This is a genomic window from Chryseobacterium vietnamense (assembly GCF_031454475.1).
Lineage (GTDB): Bacteria > Bacteroidota > Bacteroidia > Flavobacteriales > Weeksellaceae > Chryseobacterium > Chryseobacterium vietnamense.
The window spans coordinates 1,590,456-1,607,364 of the sequence record NZ_JAVDQX010000001.1; the positions used below are offsets into that span (position 1 = coordinate 1,590,456).

The 16,909-nt window shown below is 35.6% G+C and carries 20 protein-coding genes; 1 reads left to right on the forward strand and 19 read right to left on the reverse strand.

All coding sequences use genetic code 11. From position 1 onward, the window contains the following. Positions 1 to 31: 31 nt before the first annotated feature. The 13 genes from J2786_RS07100 to J2786_RS07160 all read right to left on the reverse strand — a co-directional run bounded on the left by J2786_RS07100 (position 32) and on the right by J2786_RS07160 (position 10,295). Positions 32 to 472: a DinB family protein gene (locus J2786_RS07100; protein ID WP_047429847.1), complete on the reverse strand. Its 441-nt coding sequence runs from the start codon at positions 470 to 472 to the stop codon at positions 32 to 34. Next, complete coding sequence (locus J2786_RS07105; RefSeq protein ID WP_047429844.1) at positions 472 to 1,635, reverse strand: methylmalonyl-CoA mutase family protein; 1,164 nt, start codon at positions 1,633 to 1,635, stop codon at positions 472 to 474. Before J2786_RS07105 ends, J2786_RS07100 begins: the two co-directional genes overlap by 1 nt. A 102-nt stretch (positions 1,636 to 1,737) precedes the next feature. After that, a complete protein-coding gene (locus J2786_RS07110; protein WP_034697620.1) occupies positions 1,738 to 2,094 on the reverse strand; it encodes an FtsB family cell division protein in 357 nt (118 codons plus the stop codon). 4 nt (positions 2,095 to 2,098) lie between these two features. Continuing rightward, positions 2,099 to 2,713 (reverse strand): uridine kinase, encoded by a 615-nt coding sequence (gene udk / locus J2786_RS07115; RefSeq protein WP_034697618.1) that lies wholly within the window; start codon positions 2,711 to 2,713, stop codon positions 2,099 to 2,101. 211 nt (positions 2,714 to 2,924) lie between these two features. Next, on the reverse strand, positions 2,925 to 3,230 hold the full coding sequence (locus tag J2786_RS07120) for an ATP-dependent Clp protease adaptor ClpS (protein WP_099049883.1): 306 nt from the start codon (positions 3,228 to 3,230) through the stop codon (positions 2,925 to 2,927). Positions 3,231 to 3,240: 10 nt separating this feature from the next. Further along, the gene (locus J2786_RS07125) at positions 3,241 to 4,599 is read right to left on the reverse strand and encodes a hemolysin family protein (protein ID WP_047429837.1); all 1,359 of its coding nucleotides are present in this window, start codon (positions 4,597 to 4,599) and stop codon (positions 3,241 to 3,243) included. Positions 4,600 to 4,867: 268 nt separating this feature from the next. Continuing rightward, complete coding sequence (gene atpG / locus J2786_RS07130) at positions 4,868 to 5,731, reverse strand: ATP synthase F1 subunit gamma (RefSeq protein ID WP_047429835.1); 864 nt, start codon at positions 5,729 to 5,731, stop codon at positions 4,868 to 4,870. A gap of 76 nt (positions 5,732 to 5,807) precedes the next feature. Continuing rightward, the gene (atpA, locus tag J2786_RS07135) at positions 5,808 to 7,385 is read right to left on the reverse strand and encodes a F0F1 ATP synthase subunit alpha (RefSeq protein WP_047429832.1); all 1,578 of its coding nucleotides are present in this window, start codon (positions 7,383 to 7,385) and stop codon (positions 5,808 to 5,810) included. A gap of 16 nt (positions 7,386 to 7,401) precedes the next feature. Beyond that, on the reverse strand, positions 7,402 to 7,941 hold the full coding sequence (gene atpH, locus J2786_RS07140) for an ATP synthase F1 subunit delta (protein WP_047429828.1): 540 nt from the start codon (positions 7,939 to 7,941) through the stop codon (positions 7,402 to 7,404). A gap of 2 nt (positions 7,942 to 7,943) precedes the next feature. Next, positions 7,944 to 8,441: a F0F1 ATP synthase subunit B gene (locus J2786_RS07145; protein ID WP_047429825.1), complete on the reverse strand. Its 498-nt coding sequence runs from the start codon at positions 8,439 to 8,441 to the stop codon at positions 7,944 to 7,946. A gap of 83 nt (positions 8,442 to 8,524) precedes the next feature. After that, entirely contained in the window at positions 8,525 to 8,719 is a 195-nt protein-coding gene (gene atpE, locus J2786_RS07150; RefSeq protein ID WP_002979108.1) for an ATP synthase F0 subunit C, read from the reverse strand. 47 nt (positions 8,720 to 8,766) lie between these two features. Then, the gene (atpB, locus tag J2786_RS07155; protein ID WP_047429822.1) at positions 8,767 to 9,864 is read right to left on the reverse strand and encodes a F0F1 ATP synthase subunit A; all 1,098 of its coding nucleotides are present in this window, start codon (positions 9,862 to 9,864) and stop codon (positions 8,767 to 8,769) included. A gap of 59 nt (positions 9,865 to 9,923) precedes the next feature. Beyond that, complete coding sequence (locus J2786_RS07160) at positions 9,924 to 10,295, reverse strand: hypothetical protein (protein ID WP_047429818.1); 372 nt, start codon at positions 10,293 to 10,295, stop codon at positions 9,924 to 9,926. A gap of 176 nt (positions 10,296 to 10,471) precedes the next feature. Between J2786_RS07160 and ffh the strand changes: the two genes are divergently transcribed. Continuing rightward, a complete protein-coding gene (ffh, locus tag J2786_RS07165) occupies positions 10,472 to 11,833 on the forward strand; it encodes a signal recognition particle protein (RefSeq protein ID WP_034695428.1) in 1,362 nt (453 codons plus the stop codon). A gap of 72 nt (positions 11,834 to 11,905) precedes the next feature. Here the strand turns inward: ffh and J2786_RS07170 are convergent, their stop codons facing one another. From J2786_RS07170 to J2786_RS07195, 6 genes are all read right to left on the reverse strand, one after another. After that, positions 11,906 to 12,559 carry a porin family protein gene (locus tag J2786_RS07170; RefSeq protein ID WP_047429815.1) on the reverse strand — a complete coding sequence of 218 codons (654 nt, stop codon included), beginning with the start codon at positions 12,557 to 12,559 and terminating at the stop codon, positions 11,906 to 11,908. 72 nt (positions 12,560 to 12,631) lie between these two features. Continuing rightward, entirely contained in the window at positions 12,632 to 13,294 is a 663-nt protein-coding gene (locus J2786_RS07175; RefSeq protein WP_047429812.1) for an outer membrane beta-barrel protein, read from the reverse strand. A 75-nt stretch (positions 13,295 to 13,369) separates the two neighbouring features. Beyond that, positions 13,370 to 14,014 (reverse strand): outer membrane beta-barrel protein, encoded by a 645-nt coding sequence (locus tag J2786_RS07180; protein ID WP_047429809.1) that lies wholly within the window; start codon positions 14,012 to 14,014, stop codon positions 13,370 to 13,372. 458 nt (positions 14,015 to 14,472) lie between these two features. Next, the gene (locus J2786_RS07185; protein ID WP_047429806.1) at positions 14,473 to 14,970 is read right to left on the reverse strand and encodes a hypothetical protein; all 498 of its coding nucleotides are present in this window, start codon (positions 14,968 to 14,970) and stop codon (positions 14,473 to 14,475) included. A gap of 132 nt (positions 14,971 to 15,102) precedes the next feature. Beyond that, the gene (locus J2786_RS07190) at positions 15,103 to 15,765 is read right to left on the reverse strand and encodes a porin family protein (RefSeq protein WP_047429803.1); all 663 of its coding nucleotides are present in this window, start codon (positions 15,763 to 15,765) and stop codon (positions 15,103 to 15,105) included. Between the two features lie 119 nt (positions 15,766 to 15,884). Beyond that, the gene (locus J2786_RS07195) at positions 15,885 to 16,844 is read right to left on the reverse strand and encodes a PhoH family protein (protein WP_002979097.1); all 960 of its coding nucleotides are present in this window, start codon (positions 16,842 to 16,844) and stop codon (positions 15,885 to 15,887) included. Between the last annotated feature and the right edge of the window lie 65 nt (positions 16,845 to 16,909).

The window sequence follows — 16,909 nt, forward strand, 5'->3', positions numbered from 1 at the left end:
TCTACACAAAATCTTGTTAGAAATGATCAAATTATCTCTTATAAGAAATATAATCAGCCGCTACCGGAGTTATACCGTTTTGCTTAAGCAAAGAATTGATTTGTCCTCTGTGATAGGTGGAGTGATTGACGGCATGAAAAAGCATTTCAAAAATAGTGTTTTCAAACTTTGTCGCTCTTGAATTCTGATATTCTATTCTTTTATCCAAATCAAGATTACTGATAATGTCAATACTTTTAAGAAAATTCTTATGATTAATCTCCTCCAGGGATTCGAAGGGATTGATCTGCCATACTTCAAAGGTTTCCTCTCCTAATATCCGGGCATTCCAGATCTGTTGTGCATTAAGGGTATGATTTATTAAACTGATCGTTTTATCGTCAATAAGCTCTCTGTTTTCAGAAATAACTTTAATCATCTCAGCGTTGAAATGATAGGTATATTCAAATAAATCTATCAGTTTTTCTTTCATTACTCAAACATTTCCGCCCAGCGTACCGCTTTTATTTCTTTTTCGTCATAGAGATCAGCAACAGACTTTTTAACGTCTAGTTTAGGGTATAAATTCACTCCGATAAGCTTTATTTTCCCTTCTTCGATCCACTGCTGCTCTTCAATAGCGTGATCATAGATCTTTTTCTGAATAACACCTTGTTTCAATAGTTCAAGATATCCTCCTGCTTCTTCTATTTCAATAAATAAAGCCCATGCTTTTTCTGCAAACTGACGGGTAATATCTTCTACATAGTAACTTCCATTCGATGCATCTTCAAATACGTTGATAATACTTTCGTATGCCAGAACAATCTGTTGTTTGAAAGAGATTTCTTCCGAATTATCTGTACTTCTGTCAACAAGATAATTGTTGGAGAAAACAGCGTCTGCCCCACCGATCATTGCAGAAGCAAGTTCCAGGGTAGAACGGATAAGGTTGTTTTCGTTATCAGAAACGGCTTTATTTCGCAGCGAAGTTTCAGCAAAGATGTAAGGAACTTCATCCTGTCCATATTCTTTGGAAAGTTGGTTAAAAACGATTTTAAAAGCTCTCAGTTTAGCCATTTCAAAGAAATAACTTCCTCCTACTGCTATTCTGAAAATCAGTTTATTTAAGACTTCAGCACCATATACTTCGGCCAGTTCCTTAGCTTTTGCAAGGGCAATTCCAAGCTGTTGGTAGATAGCAGCTCCGGCATTCTGATGGAGTGAAATGTCTATACAAATATTTCTTTTAAAATCTTTTGACAGCAATTCTTTTACCAGCTGATCATCAATAGTGGCCTCTTTTTCATTAAAAACATCAATCAGTGAAAAATACTGATCTTCTTCTTTAGGGCTGATATGCCCCGCCAGATCTTTATTATTAACAAAAAGAGTTTTCTGATCCAGGTTTTCAACATTCTGATCAAGGATAAATGCAAATACTTCTTCTTCCAGACTTTCATGGTATCTCGCTACCAAATGGGTGCTTTCTTCAACTCGTGGCAGGTTGACCAAAGGTTTCTGTACCTCTGTGTAAAAAGGCTTCACCTCTACTCCTTCCAGATTCTGTTTCTCTAAAACAGGGTAAATATCCTCTGTTTTAAGCTGTTTTTTGACTAGATTTTCCCAGTTTGAAAGTATATCTGTATTTGACATTAGTTTTTTTATTTGTGAATGGTTAATGGTGATTCTGCTTTGCAAGTGAATTTTTATAAACTAAAATACATTTCACCTTAACGTCATTCTATTCAACTTTTATTACTTTTTAGCCACTTTTGTGCTGTCTACTACCAGAATGAAGATCTCTTCATTCGGTTTTTTCATAAAATAATTCTCTCTTGCGTACTTTTCTTTTTCTGACTTGTTGTTCATCAGCTTTTTATAAAAAGCATCATTTTTCTCGTATTCTTTTTTATAATAATCCAGCTGATCTTCATACTTATGAATCTCGCCATTCAGTTCATTAATAACCAGAAATGAGGTTTTATCGAAAAAAATCATCCATACCAAAAACAGACAGATCGTAATGGTATACTTGTTCAAAACATATTTCTGGATAAGTTTGAAGGTTTCAGATTTCGGCTGAATGTCTTTGATAAGGTTGTTTTCTTCCATTTTTTTAATGTTTTTTCAACGAATTTTTAATAACGGTAGTTAAAAAATCAATCGCTACGGAATTCTGTTTCATATTGGGAATGATAAGATCGGCATCATTTTTAGACGGCTCGATGAATTCCTGATGCATTGGTTTCAATGTAGTCTGATAGCGGTGTAATACTTCGCTCAGATCTCTTCCCCTTTCCTGGGTATCTCTTCTGATCCTCCTGATCAGTCTTTCGTCAGAATCTGCATGAACAAATACTTTCAAATCAAATTCTTTCAGCAATTCTTTGTTGGTCAGAACAAGAATTCCTTCTACCACCAATACGTTTTTAGGTTCTACAGTAACATGATCTCCTGTTCTGGAATGGGTAACAAAGCTATAAATCGGCTGTTCAATAGATTCATTATTTTTTAAAGCTTTTACATGTTTTATCAGTAGGTCAAAGTCTATTGATTTTGGATGGTCATAGTTAAGAGCTTCTCTTTCCGTCAGTGTAAGACCTTGGTTGTCGTGATAATAATTATCCTGAGAGAGGATATTCATTCCCTCAATATCAAGCTGCTGAAGTATCTTATCAACAACTGTAGTTTTGCCGGATCCTGTACCACCGGCAATTCCTATTACAAGCATTGTTTTTTTTGTTTCTTTATAGTTGGTACAAATATACTATTTTAGATAAAATATGGCAATGTAAGTGTGTTGAGAAATTAAAAGATTAAAGCACTTAAAGATTGAGAGATTAGCTGGAAGCCTTTCAGTTTTTGTGATGTATTGCCCTTCCTCCACTATCTCCTCCGAATTCCATAAAAAAAACCGACAATTAATTTGTCGGCTTTTTATTTTATACGATTTCGCTTGTTAATTCACGCGAAATTAATTTTTCATGCATAGGCTTCAAAACATCCATTGAGCCTGTTTTTACGGTACACTTGCCTTTATAATGAACAAGGATTGTACATTGTTCAGCCTGTTCCAGGGTATGCTTGCATATTTCGATCAGACAGTCTATTACATAATCAAAAGTATGAATATCATCGTTATGCAGTACCAGTTTATAAACTTCATCCGTATCATCTAAGACGAGAACTTCTTCTTCGTACTGACGTTTTGGATTTTCGTAATCTTTTATGCTGTTATAAAAATTCATTCTCATGCTTTTAAACTTCTCCTATTTTGTCCGCCAGATTATCAATAGCATTAGGTTCCTGATAAACCAGCTCCACCAGTTCTACACTTTTATTATTCATTTTCAGAATTTTAAAGTGATAATCTTCAAGGTCAAATTCCTGGTTTTCTTCAGGGATTTCTTCCAGCTCATAAAGAATAAATCCGGCCAGTGAGTTGTATTCGCTTTCTTCGGAAAGAGGAAGTTTTTTAGGAAGGAATTCATTAATTTCGTCCAACGGCTGCGTGGCCTGTACCCAATAGGTATTATCCGCTATTTTATCAACGATTTTTTCTTCATCATCTTCTTCATCCTGAATTTCTCCCACAAGCTCTTCCAGAATGTCTTCCAGTGTGATAATTCCTTCTGTTCCACCAAATTCATCGATAACAATGGCGATATGTTGTTTTTTAAGCTGGAAAGTCTTCAATAAGTCTGAAACTTTTTTGCTTTCCACCACAAAGAAGGCATCACGCATTAAGTCTTTAAGATCTTCATGGTCCAGATTTCCCTTTCTTTTCACAAATTCTCTTATAATTTCCTTTGTGTAGAAAATTCCGATTATATTATCAATGGAATCAATATAAACAGGAATACGGGAGTATCCGCTGTCCATAATTTTATTGATAATATCATTGATATCTTCTTCAAAGTCTATAGAAGTAATATTCTGTCTTGGAACCATGATCTGCTTGGCAGAGTGATCTGTAAAATCAAATGCATTTTTAATGATCTCATAGTTTTCTTCTTCAATTTCTCCGCTGTCTGCACTTTGTTTTACCAAAAGCTGAAGTTCTTCCGTAGAGTGAATTTCCTGCTCTGAAGCCGGGTGAATTTTAACCAGTCTAAGGAATCCGTTTGACATGGAGTTCATCAACCAGATAAACGGTTTAAAAATCGTATAGAAAACTCTCAACGGAACAGCTGTTGCCATTGTAGTTGCTTCAGACTTTCTGATCGCGATTGATTTCGGAATAAGCTCACCAAACACAATGTGCATGATGGTAATCAATACAAAACTGGTCACCACTGAAATTGTGGTAATCGTTGTTTCCGTCAAGTCTATATTAAACGAATGAAAGAGGCTTTCAACCACATGGTGCAAAGCACTTTCTCCTACCCAACCAAGGGCAAGGGATGCCAATGTAATTCCTAATTGTGTAGCCGAAAGATATTCATCAAGATGTTTGATGATATGTTCTGCCTGTTTAGCCATAGAATTTCCTTCTGCAGCCTTTAACTGAATTTGTGAGTAACGAACTTTAACAATTGAAAATTCTGCGGCTACGAAGAAGCCATTTAGTAAAACAAGAAATAAGGCCAGCAAAAGCCTGACTATGTCCGAGTCCATTTAGAGATTGTATAAATTTTATTAGCTACAAAGATATGCAAAATAAAAATAACCTGAATCCGGGATAGATTATTTCGATGAAGGAATTTTCTTCAGAAAATACAACACGATATAATACTGCTAATTTCTAATAAAAAAAACAATTGAAACAAACTGTCCTTTTCTTATAAAAACGTGATTTTTGAACAACCCCTGACTGTTTCAGCCCTTTGTAAACAAAAAAGCACCGAAATTATCGGTGCTTTTATTTGTATAATAGAATAATTCTTTATGAATTTTTCAAAGCTTCTGCTCCGGAAACAATTTCCAGGATTTCGTTGGTAATTGCAGCCTGTCTTGCTTTGTTGTAGAAGATTACAAGATCATTCTTTAAAGCTTGAGCGTTATCTGTTGCTTTGTGCATTGCAGTCATTCTCGCTCCGTGCTCAGATGCTACTGAATCTAAGATGGCTTTGAAAACCTGAGTTTTGATAGACTTTGGAATCAGGTTATCCAGGATTTCAGCTCTGTTAGGTTCAAAGATATAATCTGTTTCAACCTGTGGCTCAGTATTTTCTGGCATTGAGATCGGAAGAAGCTGTTCTGTAGTTACTTCCTGAGTAGCAGCATTAACGAATTTGTTATAGATAACATAAACTTCGTCAAATTTACCTTCTCTGAAGCTCGTCATTACCCCTTCAGTGATATGAGCAACTGCATCAAAATTCAGATTATCATAAACAGAGCTTCCATTAGTATATACCGTACGGTTTCTTCTTACAGCATCATATACTTTTTTACCTACAGGAAGAACTTCAACCTCGTACTGGGCATTGTTCTGGAACTGAAGGTTAAGCTCTTTTACGATAGAAGAGTTAAAAGCTCCCGCAAGACCTCTGTTTGAAGTAACAGCGATGAATAGTACTCTTTTAACCTCTCTTTTCTGAGCATATACAGAAATCTGATCAGGATCAGAGCTAGAATTTACATTCTGGATAAGCTCCTGTAATTTTTCAGAATAAGGTCTTAACATTACGATTGCATCCTGTGCTTTTTTAAGTTTCGCCGCGGAAACCATCTTCATAGCACGTGTAATCTGCATCGTAGATGAAATTGACGTAATTCTGCCTCGTATTTCTTTTAAGTTTGCCATTAATTTGGGTTCAAAGTTTAAGGTCTAAAGTTTAAGGCTTAAAACGCTATATTTTAAACCTTAAACATTGAATTTTTTAGTTGTATTTAGAAGCTAAATCGTTAGCTGCCTGCTTAAGAACACCTGTAATATCGTTATCGATTTTTCCAGCCTTGATAGCAGCCATTGTATCTGGGTGCTTAGATTTAAGGAACTCGATATATTCGTATTGGAATTCTTTGATCTTGTTCAATGGAACGTTTCTCATTAAGTTTTCTGTTCCAGCGTATACGATCGCTACCTGACTTTCTACAGGAAGTGGTGCATTTACCGGCTGCTTAAGGATTTCTACGTTTCTTTCTCCTTTAGAGATCACTGCTAAAGTAGAAGCATCAAGGTCAGAACCGAATTTAGCAAACGCTTCCAATTCTTTATATTGAGCCTGGTCTAGCTTCAATGTACCAGAAACTTTTTTCATTGATTTGATCTGAGCGTTACCTCCTACCCTTGATACAGAGATACCTACGTTGATCGCAGGACGAACCCCTGAGTTGAATAGATCAGACTCCAGGAAGATCTGTCCGTCTGTAATAGAGATTACGTTTGTAGGGATATATGCAGAAACGTCACCAGCCTGAGTTTCGATAATTGGAAGGGCTGTTAATGAACCACCACCTTTTACGATTGGCTTAAGAGACTCTGGCAAATCATTCATTTGCTTAGCAATTTCGTCATCAGCGATTACTTTTGCAGCTCTTTCCAATAGTCTTGAGTGAAGGTAGAAAACGTCTCCAGGATAAGCTTCACGGCCCGGTGGTCTTCTCAATAGTAGAGAAAGCTCACGGTAAGCAACAGCTTGTTTAGATAAATCATCATAAACGATAAGTGCTGGTCTACCAGTGTCTCTGAAGAACTCACCGATAGAAGCTCCTGCCATTGCAGAATATACCTGCATTGGAACCGGATCTGATGCGTTAGCTGCAACGATTACCGTATAAGCTAAAGCTCCTTTATCAGAAAGAGTTTTAACGATTTGTGCTACAGTAGAAGCTTTCTGACCGATAGCAACATATATACAATATACTGGCTTACCAGCATCAAAGAATTCTTTTTGGTTGATGATCGTATCAATCGCAACAGTAGTTTTACCTGTTTGTCTGTCACCAATGATAAGCTCTCTCTGACCTCTTCCTACAGGGATCATCGCATCAATTGCAACGATACCAGACTGTAAAGGCTCAGTTACCGGCTGTCTGAAGATAACTCCAGGAGCCTTTCTTTCCAATGGCATTTCGTATAAATCCCCAGTAATAGGACCTTTACCATCGATTGGGTTACCAAGAGTATCTACTACTCTTCCTAACATACCTTCTCCTACTTTGATAGAAGAGATTCTGTTTGTTCTTCTTACTGTATCACCTTCTTTTACTAATTTACTTTCACCTAGTAGAGCAACCCCCACGTTGTCTTCTTCAAGGTTAAGTACAATACCTTCTACATCACTAGAAAATTTCACCAACTCTCCGTATTGTACGTTTTCTAACCCGTATACACGAGCAATACCATCACCGATGGTTAAAACTGTACCTACTTCCTCAACGTTTGATTGAGTATCGAAGTTGGCCAATTGCTGTTTTAAGATCGCAGATACTTCTGCCGGATTTATTTCTGCCATTGTATGGTTGTTTTTCTTAATTTAATTGGAAATCTTTTTTAACTTGGTTCAATTTTGTCTTCACAGACGCATCTACCTGCTGGTCACCTACTCTCAGAACATATCCTCCAAGAATTTCAGGTTTCACATTTACTTTCAGATCAAAGTTTGAATCAGCATTTACAAGATTTGTAGATCTTAAAATCTGGTCAAGATTCTCTTTTGAAAGCGGAGTTGCTGTAGTAAGCGTTACTCTCTGTACACCACTAAGGTCTTCTACTTTGTTGATAAATTCCTGAGCAATATTTTTCAATTGGTTTTCACGTCCATGCTTAATGACCAATCTGATCAGGTTTTGAGAAGAAACAGATAAACCTTTGAATATTTCGTTTGCTACTTCTATTTTCTTTTTAGAATCGATGTAAGGAGTAAGGAAAAACTTGTTTAAATCTTTAGATTCAGTCATTACCTTTACTACATCTTTCATTTCAGAAAATACAGTAGCCGTTTGCCCTGATTCGTTGGTGAAGTCAAGTAAACCTTGTGCGTATCTTTTAGCTACTTTAGATGTAAGCATTCTTAGTTAAGGTTTGATTTGTTTAAATAATTTTGAACTAATTCGTTTTGAGCTTCGCTGTTGTCTAGCTTTTGCTTCAGGATAGACTCAGCAATGTTTACAGATAAAGTACCAATTTGAGTTTTGATGTCTGCCATTGCAGCATTTTTCTCAGCGTTGATAGTCTGCTTAGCAGCTTCGATCATTTTGTCTCCTTCAGCTTTAGCAGCATCTTTAGCTTCTCCTACGATTCTGTCTTTAATTTCTCTGGCTTCTTTAAGGATAGCATCTCTTTCGATTTTAGCTTCACGAATGATTCTTTCGTTATCCTCTTTTAAAGTTTCCATTTCTTTTCTTGCTAATTTAGCTTGATTAAGAGCGTCAACAATAGATGTTTCTCTGTCATTGATAGAATTTAAAATAGGCTTCCAAGCGAATTTACCTAACAAAAATAATAATGCTAGAAAAATAACAGACTGGATAATAAATAGTCCTGATGAAAACTGATGAATTAATTCCATTATATAAATGTATAAATAATTATTACTTTTTTTAAAGAACCATTATCTGTAACCAACCGTCACAGATAATGGTTTGAATTTAATTAGTTTACTGCGAATAGAGCAGCAAACGCAACACCTTCTACAAGTGCAGCTGCGATAAGCATAGCTGTTTGGATTTTTCCAGATTGCTCAGGTTGTCTAGCGATAGCTTCAAGAGCAGCAGCTCCGATTTTACCAAGACCGATACCTACACCTAGTACTACGATACCAGCACCTACAATTTTAGGGATTTCCATAATATATAATTTTAAAAAATTTGTTTTACTTTAATTTATAATTCCAATTAGTGAGCTGCATGATGTTCGTGCTCGTGCTCTTCTACTGCCATTCCGATAAACAGTGCTGATAACATTGTAAAGATATAAGCCTGTAGGAATGCTACCAATACTTCAAGTAAATAAATTACCAATGTAAGGAAAGGGAATGCAACACCTGCGATAAAATTCTTAAATACATAGATCAACCCGATCAAACTCATTACTACGATGTGCCCTGCAGTCATGTTTGCAAAAAGTCGGATCATCAAAGCGAATGGTTTAGTGATTGTTCCTAATAATTCGATTGGAAGCATGATCAGTTTCATTGGAACTGGTACTCCTGGCATCCAGAAGATATGTTTCCAGTAATCTTTGTTAGCTGAAAATGTTGTAATCAAATACGTAAGGATCGCAAGGAAGAATGTCATTGTAATATTACCTGTAACATTGATTCCGAAAGGCATTAATCCAAGAACGTTAAGGAAAAGAATAAAGAAGAATACCGTTAATAAATAACCCATAAATCTCTTATACTTGTGTCCGATATTTGGAATAGCAACTTCGTCTCTTACAAAGATAATTAGTGGCTCTAAGAATCTTGCCACCCCTGTAGGAATTGCTGATTTCTTATAAGATTTAGCCATACCAACAAATAATACAAACATAAAGATTGACACTAATAAAATGATCAATACACTTTTTGTAATAGAAAGATCTAAAGGCTTCACATTGGTAGGATGACCATCTTCACCAAGTGTTAAAGTTCCAGCTGCATCAGTCTTATAGATTTTCTCATGGTGCAATACATAAAAAGAACCGTCTACTTCAGTAGGCTCTCCATGCATGAACCCTTCTTTGTTACTCATGAAAGAGTGGAAACCATTATCATATATAATAACAGGAAGAGGGAAACCAATATGGTGACCTTCTTTATCAACCATCAATGTGAAATCATGTGCATCTAATAAGTGATGATCGATGAACTCTTTGTTTTCTTTGCTTACTTTGTCTTTCTCTGAAAGCTCTTGAGCAGGAGCTGCCCCAGCAGTAGCCTCACCGTGCTGTGCAGACACTAAGTTTAATACAAAAATACTGTAGAATAAAACTGCGAATTTCTTAAACATTGATAGGTTTTTTTCGTTGTGCAAAAATATGATATTTTTTCTAGTTTCAATAAATTATTTTACTGTTTTTTATCATGATTAATCAGCTTGATTGCATAGTATGTAAGCAGTGCTGTCAGGACAAAATAGGGCATAATAAAATGAAATTTATAGCCAGGAATCACTTCAAAGTTCAGTTTTTTTCTGATTAAGTACATTAAACCAAATTTTAAAAGGATCAAACCAATAACAGACAATCCTAAAAATTGTGGTGCTACTCTATTAATTAAAATTACAAGCGTGATCATCATCATAAACATGACGCTTAGAAAAAGATAAAATTTGATGATCACAATTTCATCCAGGTGAAAAACAAATTTCCAAAGGGAAAAATGTACCAGGAAAGTCAGAAAGAATAAAATGACAACAAGAATATTGGGATTGATTTTCATTCTATATTTAATTGATCGCAAAAATAGACTTTTTCTATCGGATTATACTATGATTTGATATTTATCATTTTTCTTGTCTATTAATAATATTACGTATATATATAATATTACGCATTCAAACACTTTGCATATGCTAAAAATTCCTTATTTTTGCAAACCTATAATTTACAATCAATATGTTTAATAGTTTACAGGATAAATTAGACAAGGCATTACACAATATTTCCGGAAGAGGAAAAATTACTGAAATCAATGTTGCGGAAACCGTAAAGGAAATCCGTAGAGCGTTGGTAGATGCCGACGTTAACTATAAAGTTGCGAAAGATCTTACAAAGAGAGTTCAGGATAAAGCATTAGGAGAAAACGTTCTTACTTCCCTTACTCCGGGACAGTTGATGACAAAAATTGTTCATGATGAACTGGTAGATCTGATGGGAGGCTCTCAGGAAGGAATTAATCTTTCAGGAAAACCTACTGTAATTCTTATTGCAGGTCTTCAGGGATCTGGTAAAACAACTTTCTCGGGAAAGCTTGCTAATTATTTACAGACAAAAAGAAATAAAAAACCTTTACTGGTAGCCTGTGACGTATACCGTCCTGCAGCAATTGACCAGCTGAAAGTATTGGGAGGACAGATCAATGTTCCTGTTTTTACTGAAGAAGGCTCTACAAACCCTTCTACGATTGCTGAAAACGCCATCAATTTTGCAAAATCAAACGGTCATGATGTTGTGATCGTGGATACGGCAGGTCGTTTGGCAATTGATGAGCAGATGATGAACGAGATTAAATCTGTTCATTACTTCATTAAACCCAATGAAACACTATTTGTTGTTGACTCAATGACAGGTCAGGATGCCGTGAATACAGCAAAAGCATTCAACGATGCTTTGAACTTTGACGGAGTTGTTTTAACCAAACTAGATGGTGATACCAGAGGTGGAGCTGCATTAACAATCCGTTCTGTTGTTGAAAAGCCAATTAAATTTATCTCTACAGGAGAAAAAATGGAAGCTTTGGATCTTTTCTACCCGGAAAGAATGGCAGACAGAATCCTGGGAATGGGAGACGTTGTTTCCTTAGTAGAAAGAGCTCAGGAGCAGTTTGACGAAGAAGAAGCTAAAAAACTTCATAAAAAAATTGCCAAAAACGAATTTGGTTTTGACGATTTCCTTAAGCAGATCAATCAGATCAAGAAGATGGGTAATATGAAGGATTTGATGGGAATGATTCCCGGAGTTGGAAAAGCAATCAAAGACGTAGAAATCAGTGATGATGCGTTTAAGCACATTGAAGCCATCATTTACTCTATGACTCCTGAAGAAAGAAGAAGACCTTCTATCATCAATACACAGAGAAAAGGCAGAATTGCCAAAGGTGCCGGTAGAAAAATCGAAGACGTGAATCAATTGATGAAACAGTTCGATCAGATGGGTAAAATGATGAAGATGATGCAGGGGCCTCAAGGGAAGCAAATGATGCAGATGATGAGCAAAATGCCAAATATGCCTGGAATGGGTGGAATGTTTGGAAAATAAGATAGATAAAATCATTCATAAAAAAACTCTCAGAATTTCTGAGAGTTTTTTGTTTTTTATATCAGGATCTGTTTATTTAAACTTGTATCCTATTCCTAACTGGAAGAAATTCATTTTTAGTTTTTCTCCATCTACAGGATTTTTGATCATATTGGTAAGACCAAAGCTGTAACGTGCATCCACGAATAATCCTTTGTACAGATTATAATCAGCCCCTAAAAACAAACCAAATTCTGTGGACTTCAGCCCATCATCAAAATAGTTTTCAAGATATTTTTCACCTTCGCTGATAGCGCCTGGATTCGACTGAGCTCCACTCACTTCAATTTTAGCTTTTGTATTGGTTCTGAAACTTACATACGGACCTGCATAAAGTCCCAGTTCAGGAGTTGCATAATACCTTGCAGATACAGGAATAACAATTCTGTTAAAATGCAGTTTTTCCGTTACGGTAACTCCGGAAGCTTTTACCACTGCTTTTCCTCCCAGGTTAGCATATTCCACTTCTCCCTGTAACGCAAATTTATTGTTCAGTTTATGCTCAACCAAACCTCCGATATAAAAACCGGATTTAGACTCAAGGCTTGCTCCTATTCCGCCAAAATCGACACTGTTAGCATCAGAATTTAATGTTGATAAAGCATACCCCGCTTTTAGTCCGAATGTAGTTTGTGCATTCAACCCTGCAAATAAAGCAATGGCAGATGCTAATAAGATTTTTTTCATGATTATTAAATAGTTTTATAGTAAAGAAGCCCTAAGATAGCTATCTCAGGGCAAATATATCTATTTTATTTTTTATTTTGCAAATACATATTTAACACCAAAAGTCACGGAAGTTAAACTGATACCAAATTTGTAATCATCAGCTCTTTTTGCCCCGTCAATGTCTCTTTTGTAAGTATTGTATCCGAATTCCCCAATTGTAGCTTCAATAGACCAGTTTTTAGTCACGAAATAATCCAGCCCTGGTTTGATATTCACTCCGATATTAGTATAGTTATTTTCTCTGTTCAATGCAGCTGTAAGCAAAGGATCCGCATCGTTAATATTACTGTTTGCATTCATTTTTTCCTTGCCGAACTCCAATGGAACCTGTAACTGTCCGAAGATATATAATTTATCAGATAAAGTCCAGTATTTTCTCACGAATGGAGCTACCACAAAGGCATTATCTGTATATTTAACTTCAAATACATTACTGATGGCAGGATTGCCCAATCTGTATTTTGTAACAGCACTTTTATAACCTAAACCAAGTCCCACAGCCAGGTTATTAGTAACGAAATATCCCGCTGTAGGAAGGATTCTGATCACATCATCCTTTCTGTTAGTGTTGAATTCGTCCTTTTCACTGTGATAATATCCTACCTGACCTGAAAGATAAGAAGTTCCTTTTGCAATCTGTGCATTTGATAAACCGAAAAGTGCAACAGCACCCATCAATACGATTTTTTTCATGATTATTATATTAGTTTTGTATAGAAAAAAAGCCCTAAGATTTTCTCAGGGCTTTCTTGCTATATGCTTTGTTTATTATTTTGCAAATACATATTTAACTCCGAAAGTTACAGAAGATAAATTCAATCCGAAGTTGTAGTTGTTTGTAGCATCACCATCTTTTGGCTTGTAGTTGCTATAACCAAACTCACCGATAGTAGCTTCGATAGACCAGTTCTTGTTTAAGAAATAATCTAAACCTGGCTTAACAGTTACACCAATTTTAGTGTATTTAGCTTCAGTAGAAGTAGAAGTATAAACTGTAGAGTTTCCTACTGTAGTTTGTGAGTTAGTTTCAGTTTCAGTTTTTCCGAACTGCATTGGCACTGCCAATTGTCCGAAGAAATATAATTTGTCAGATAAAGTCCAGTATTTTCTTACGAATGGAGCAACAACAAAAGCTGGCTGCTTAGTAATGCTTTCTCCTACTGTGTTACCAAGAGTAGTAGTTAGGGTGTTTTTTTCAGTTTGGTAACCAACTCCTAATCCGATTGCTAAGTTAGTGTTTACGAAATATCCAACTGTAGGTAATACGTTGAAGTTTTCTTTTTTATCGTTACCGTTGTTAGATTCTACTTGAGAATAACCAACAGATCCTGATAAATATGTAGTTCCTTTAGCAATCTGAGCGTTTGATAAACCGAAAAGTGCAACAGCACCCGCTAATAATATTTTTTTCATTTTAAAAAATTTTAATACTTTCTGAGGGCAAATTTACAGTGGTCCCCACTAATATTAAAATTTGTTAATGTGATTAATATCATTGTTAAAATTTAATGTTTTATAAAAATAAATCCTAGTTAAGAGATGTTATTAAGTTTTTCACAATTTTATGAATAAAAAAATCACTTTTTTTCAACAAGAGCTGAATATATTTGTTTTTTTAAATTTTGCTTTTTTTTCTAAATCCCCATGAATTCTGGAAAAATGCTAAAATTAATTAACCTAAACTGTTAATTTAAAAGTTATTAACTCTTAAAATTTAAACAATTGTTTATTATTTAAGATTCTTTTTACTTTCTTAACCGCTATAGATCCACTCTACTAAAAATTTAAGATCAGGAATCCGTACAGCCTTTATATAAGTAACAAAAGAACTCCGGCCTTCGGCCGGAGTTCTCATATGCAATTGCTTTTTGTTATTTCAAGAAGAAATTAAATCCTAAGTTTACAGCTCCTACGTTCCAATTATGTTTGTACCAACCATAATCACGTCTGTTACTGATAGACTGATATCCGATATACAACTCTCCTTTGGACATCTGGTATCCAAATTTAGGCTGTGCATAGAAACCGCCATCTACCCCATCCTTTGTAGAAATACCATATCCAAGGTCTAATCCTACAAAAACAGGAGCTCCTTTAAATTTATATTTCCCGGAAACAGCTACAGGAACAAATCCGAAATCGTCAAAGTGATCTTTTCCGAAGAAATGAGAATATCCTGTGGTTACCCCAAGGTCGAAACCTTTGGCAATATTCCACATATAAGCTGCATCCACTCCTAATGTAAACGAAGATACATCACTTGCATCAGATACAGGAACACCAATATGTCCACCGATTTTAAAACCTTCCTGCGCTTGAGCAGCACCTCCTAAAAGTGCAAAAGCACCTAGTAATAATAGTTTTTTCATTTTTTTAGTAGCTTTGAATTACCTTGCAAAAGTACTAATTATTTTTATTATTAGAATAAATCATACTATAACGGGAAAAGCAGGACAAATTTTGTCCTGCATTATATTATTTGATATTAAAAAATTTAAGAATTAGTTTCCTCCGAATTTGAAACCTACACCCACCTGGGCAAAACTGTTCTTTACAGTACCTCCGCTATTGTCGTTAGATAGGTTTGATACCCCTAAGCTGTATCTTGCATCAAAGAAAAGTCCGTTTTCCAACATATATTCAACGCCTAAGAACGGAGCAAGGTTTAATGATTTGATATCTTTTTTAATATCTACATCACCGCCTTCACCTTCCACTTCCACATCAAGGAAGTCTGAACCAATTACAGATTTTTGTTTAGCCGTAAGAATGATTCCCACGTTTAGACCGGCTGCTACTGAGAAACCTTCTGTAATGAAGTATTTTGCAGAAACCGGAACCAAAAGAGTTCCAAAAGTCACTTTTGTTGATTCACCAAAATACATCCCTCCGGCATTTACTCCATCTATTTTTTCTTTAGCTCCCAGTGGTGAGTATAAAACTTCCCCCTGAACAGCAAAGTTATCATTGAATTTGTACTCAGCCATCCCACCGATATAGAAGGTGTATTTCGGAGACATTTTTCTCCCCTCAAGATCATCCTGCTTATCGTCCAGTTTAATCGTAGACATTGCGAAACCGGCTTTTGGACCAAATCGAAATTCTTGTGCGTTGGCACAAATTCCCATAGCAGCGACCGCTGCAACAAGTAAAAGTTTTTTCATGTTTAATTAGTTTTTACATTTTAAGGTCTGCAAAACTAATTATTTTTTTCAAATTAACAAATTTTAACTAACCAATTTAAGGTTAATAAAAGGTTAACGGAAACTTTTACTCATTTCCATTAGTCGTTTCTTAGTCTTTTCTCTTCATCGTTATAAGCCAGAATAATCTTTCTTACCACCGGATGTCTTACCACGTCTTCTTCCGTAAGATGTACAAATCCGATCTCTTTTACTCCATTTAAGATTCTCATGGCCTCTTTCAGTCCGGACTGCTGGTTTTTAGGAAGGTCAATCTGACTGGGATCACCTGTGATAATGAACTTGGCATTCATCCCCATTCTGGTAAGGAACATTTTCATCTGTGCATGAGTGGTATTCTGCGCTTCATCTAGAATCACAAACGCATCATCAAGCGTACGTCCTCTCATGAAAGCCAATGGAGCTACTTCAATGACTTTCTTTTCCATGAAGCCTTCCAGTTTCTCATGCGGAATCATATCACGAAGCGCATCATATAAAGGCTGTAAATACGGATCAAGCTTTTCTTTAAGATCCCCAGGAAGAAATCCCAGACTTTCTCCCGCTTCTACAGCTGGTCTTGTCAGGATAATTCTTTTTACTTCTTTATCTCTCAAAGCTCTTGCTGCCAATGCTACACTGGTATATGTTTTTCCGGTACCTGCAGGACCAATGGCAAAAACCATGTCCTTTTTCTCCGTTTCTTTTACCAGCTTTTTAAGATTGGTCGTCTTAGCTTTAATTACTTTTCCGTTTACTCCTTTTACAATGATATCCTGGTCAAATACCAGTTGTTTCTCATTTTCATCTTTAATATTCAATATATTTTCAACATCTTTCAGCCCTATTGAATTGTTTTTGGAGATAAAACTGACAATATCATCCAGTTTTTGTTTCAGTATGTCTAAAGCTTCCTGATTTCCCATGGCAAAGATGAAATGATCTCTTCCTGTAATTTTAATGGTTGGAAAGCTTGATTTTATTAAGTTGAAATATTGGTTATTAACTCCATAGAAGATTTTCGCATCGATATCTTCCAAATCATATGTTAATTCAAACATGCAGTATTTTTATTTTTAGATTTTAAAATTAAAGCTTTTTTTCAAATTTATATCAAATTCTTTTC

What these genes read in the sequence shown, in the direction of transcription:
- J2786_RS07180 (WP_047429809.1), bottom strand. Translation starts at nt 14,014, where the DNA reads ATGAAAAAAATATTATTAGCGGGTGCTGTTGCACTTTTCGGTTTATCA.
- J2786_RS07175 (WP_047429812.1), bottom strand. Translation starts at nt 13,294, where the DNA reads ATGAAAAAAATCGTATTGATGGGTGCTGTTGCACTTTTCGGTTTATCA.
- J2786_RS07185 (WP_047429806.1), bottom strand. Translation starts at nt 14,970, where the DNA reads ATGAAAAAACTATTATTACTAGGTGCTTTTGCACTTTTAGGAGGTGCT.
- atpH (WP_047429828.1), bottom strand. Translation starts at nt 7,941, where the DNA reads ATGCTTACATCTAAAGTAGCTAAAAGATACGCACAAGGTTTACTTGAC.
- J2786_RS07100 (WP_047429847.1), bottom strand. Translation starts at nt 472, where the DNA reads ATGAAAGAAAAACTGATAGATTTATTTGAATATACCTATCATTTCAAC.
- J2786_RS07110 (WP_034697620.1), bottom strand. Translation starts at nt 2,094, where the DNA reads ATGGAAGAAAACAACCTTATCAAAGACATTCAGCCGAAATCTGAAACC.
- ffh (WP_034695428.1), top strand. Translation starts at nt 10,472, where the DNA reads ATGTTTAATAGTTTACAGGATAAATTAGACAAGGCATTACACAATATT.
- J2786_RS07195 (WP_002979097.1), bottom strand. Translation starts at nt 16,844, where the DNA reads ATGTTTGAATTAACATATGATTTGGAAGATATCGATGCGAAAATCTTC.
- atpE (WP_002979108.1), bottom strand. Translation starts at nt 8,719, where the DNA reads ATGGAAATCCCTAAAATTGTAGGTGCTGGTATCGTAGTACTAGGTGTA.
- J2786_RS07145 (WP_047429825.1), bottom strand. Translation starts at nt 8,441, where the DNA reads ATGGAATTAATTCATCAGTTTTCATCAGGACTATTTATTATCCAGTCT.
- J2786_RS07125 (WP_047429837.1), bottom strand. Translation starts at nt 4,599, where the DNA reads ATGGACTCGGACATAGTCAGGCTTTTGCTGGCCTTATTTCTTGTTTTA.
- udk (WP_034697618.1), bottom strand. Translation starts at nt 2,713, where the DNA reads ATGCTTGTAATAGGAATTGCCGGTGGTACAGGATCCGGCAAAACTACA.
- atpG (WP_047429835.1), bottom strand. Translation starts at nt 5,731, where the DNA reads ATGGCAAACTTAAAAGAAATACGAGGCAGAATTACGTCAATTTCATCT.
- J2786_RS07170 (WP_047429815.1), bottom strand. Translation starts at nt 12,559, where the DNA reads ATGAAAAAAATCTTATTAGCATCTGCCATTGCTTTATTTGCAGGGTTG.
- atpA (WP_047429832.1), bottom strand. Translation starts at nt 7,385, where the DNA reads ATGGCAGAAATAAATCCGGCAGAAGTATCTGCGATCTTAAAACAGCAA.
- J2786_RS07190 (WP_047429803.1), bottom strand. Translation starts at nt 15,765, where the DNA reads ATGAAAAAACTTTTACTTGTTGCAGCGGTCGCTGCTATGGGAATTTGT.
- J2786_RS07105 (WP_047429844.1), bottom strand. Translation starts at nt 1,635, where the DNA reads ATGTCAAATACAGATATACTTTCAAACTGGGAAAATCTAGTCAAAAAA.
- atpB (WP_047429822.1), bottom strand. Translation starts at nt 9,864, where the DNA reads ATGTTTAAGAAATTCGCAGTTTTATTCTACAGTATTTTTGTATTAAAC.
- J2786_RS07160 (WP_047429818.1), bottom strand. Translation starts at nt 10,295, where the DNA reads ATGAAAATCAATCCCAATATTCTTGTTGTCATTTTATTCTTTCTGACT.
- J2786_RS07120 (WP_099049883.1), bottom strand. Translation starts at nt 3,230, where the DNA reads ATGAATTTTTATAACAGCATAAAAGATTACGAAAATCCAAAACGTCAG.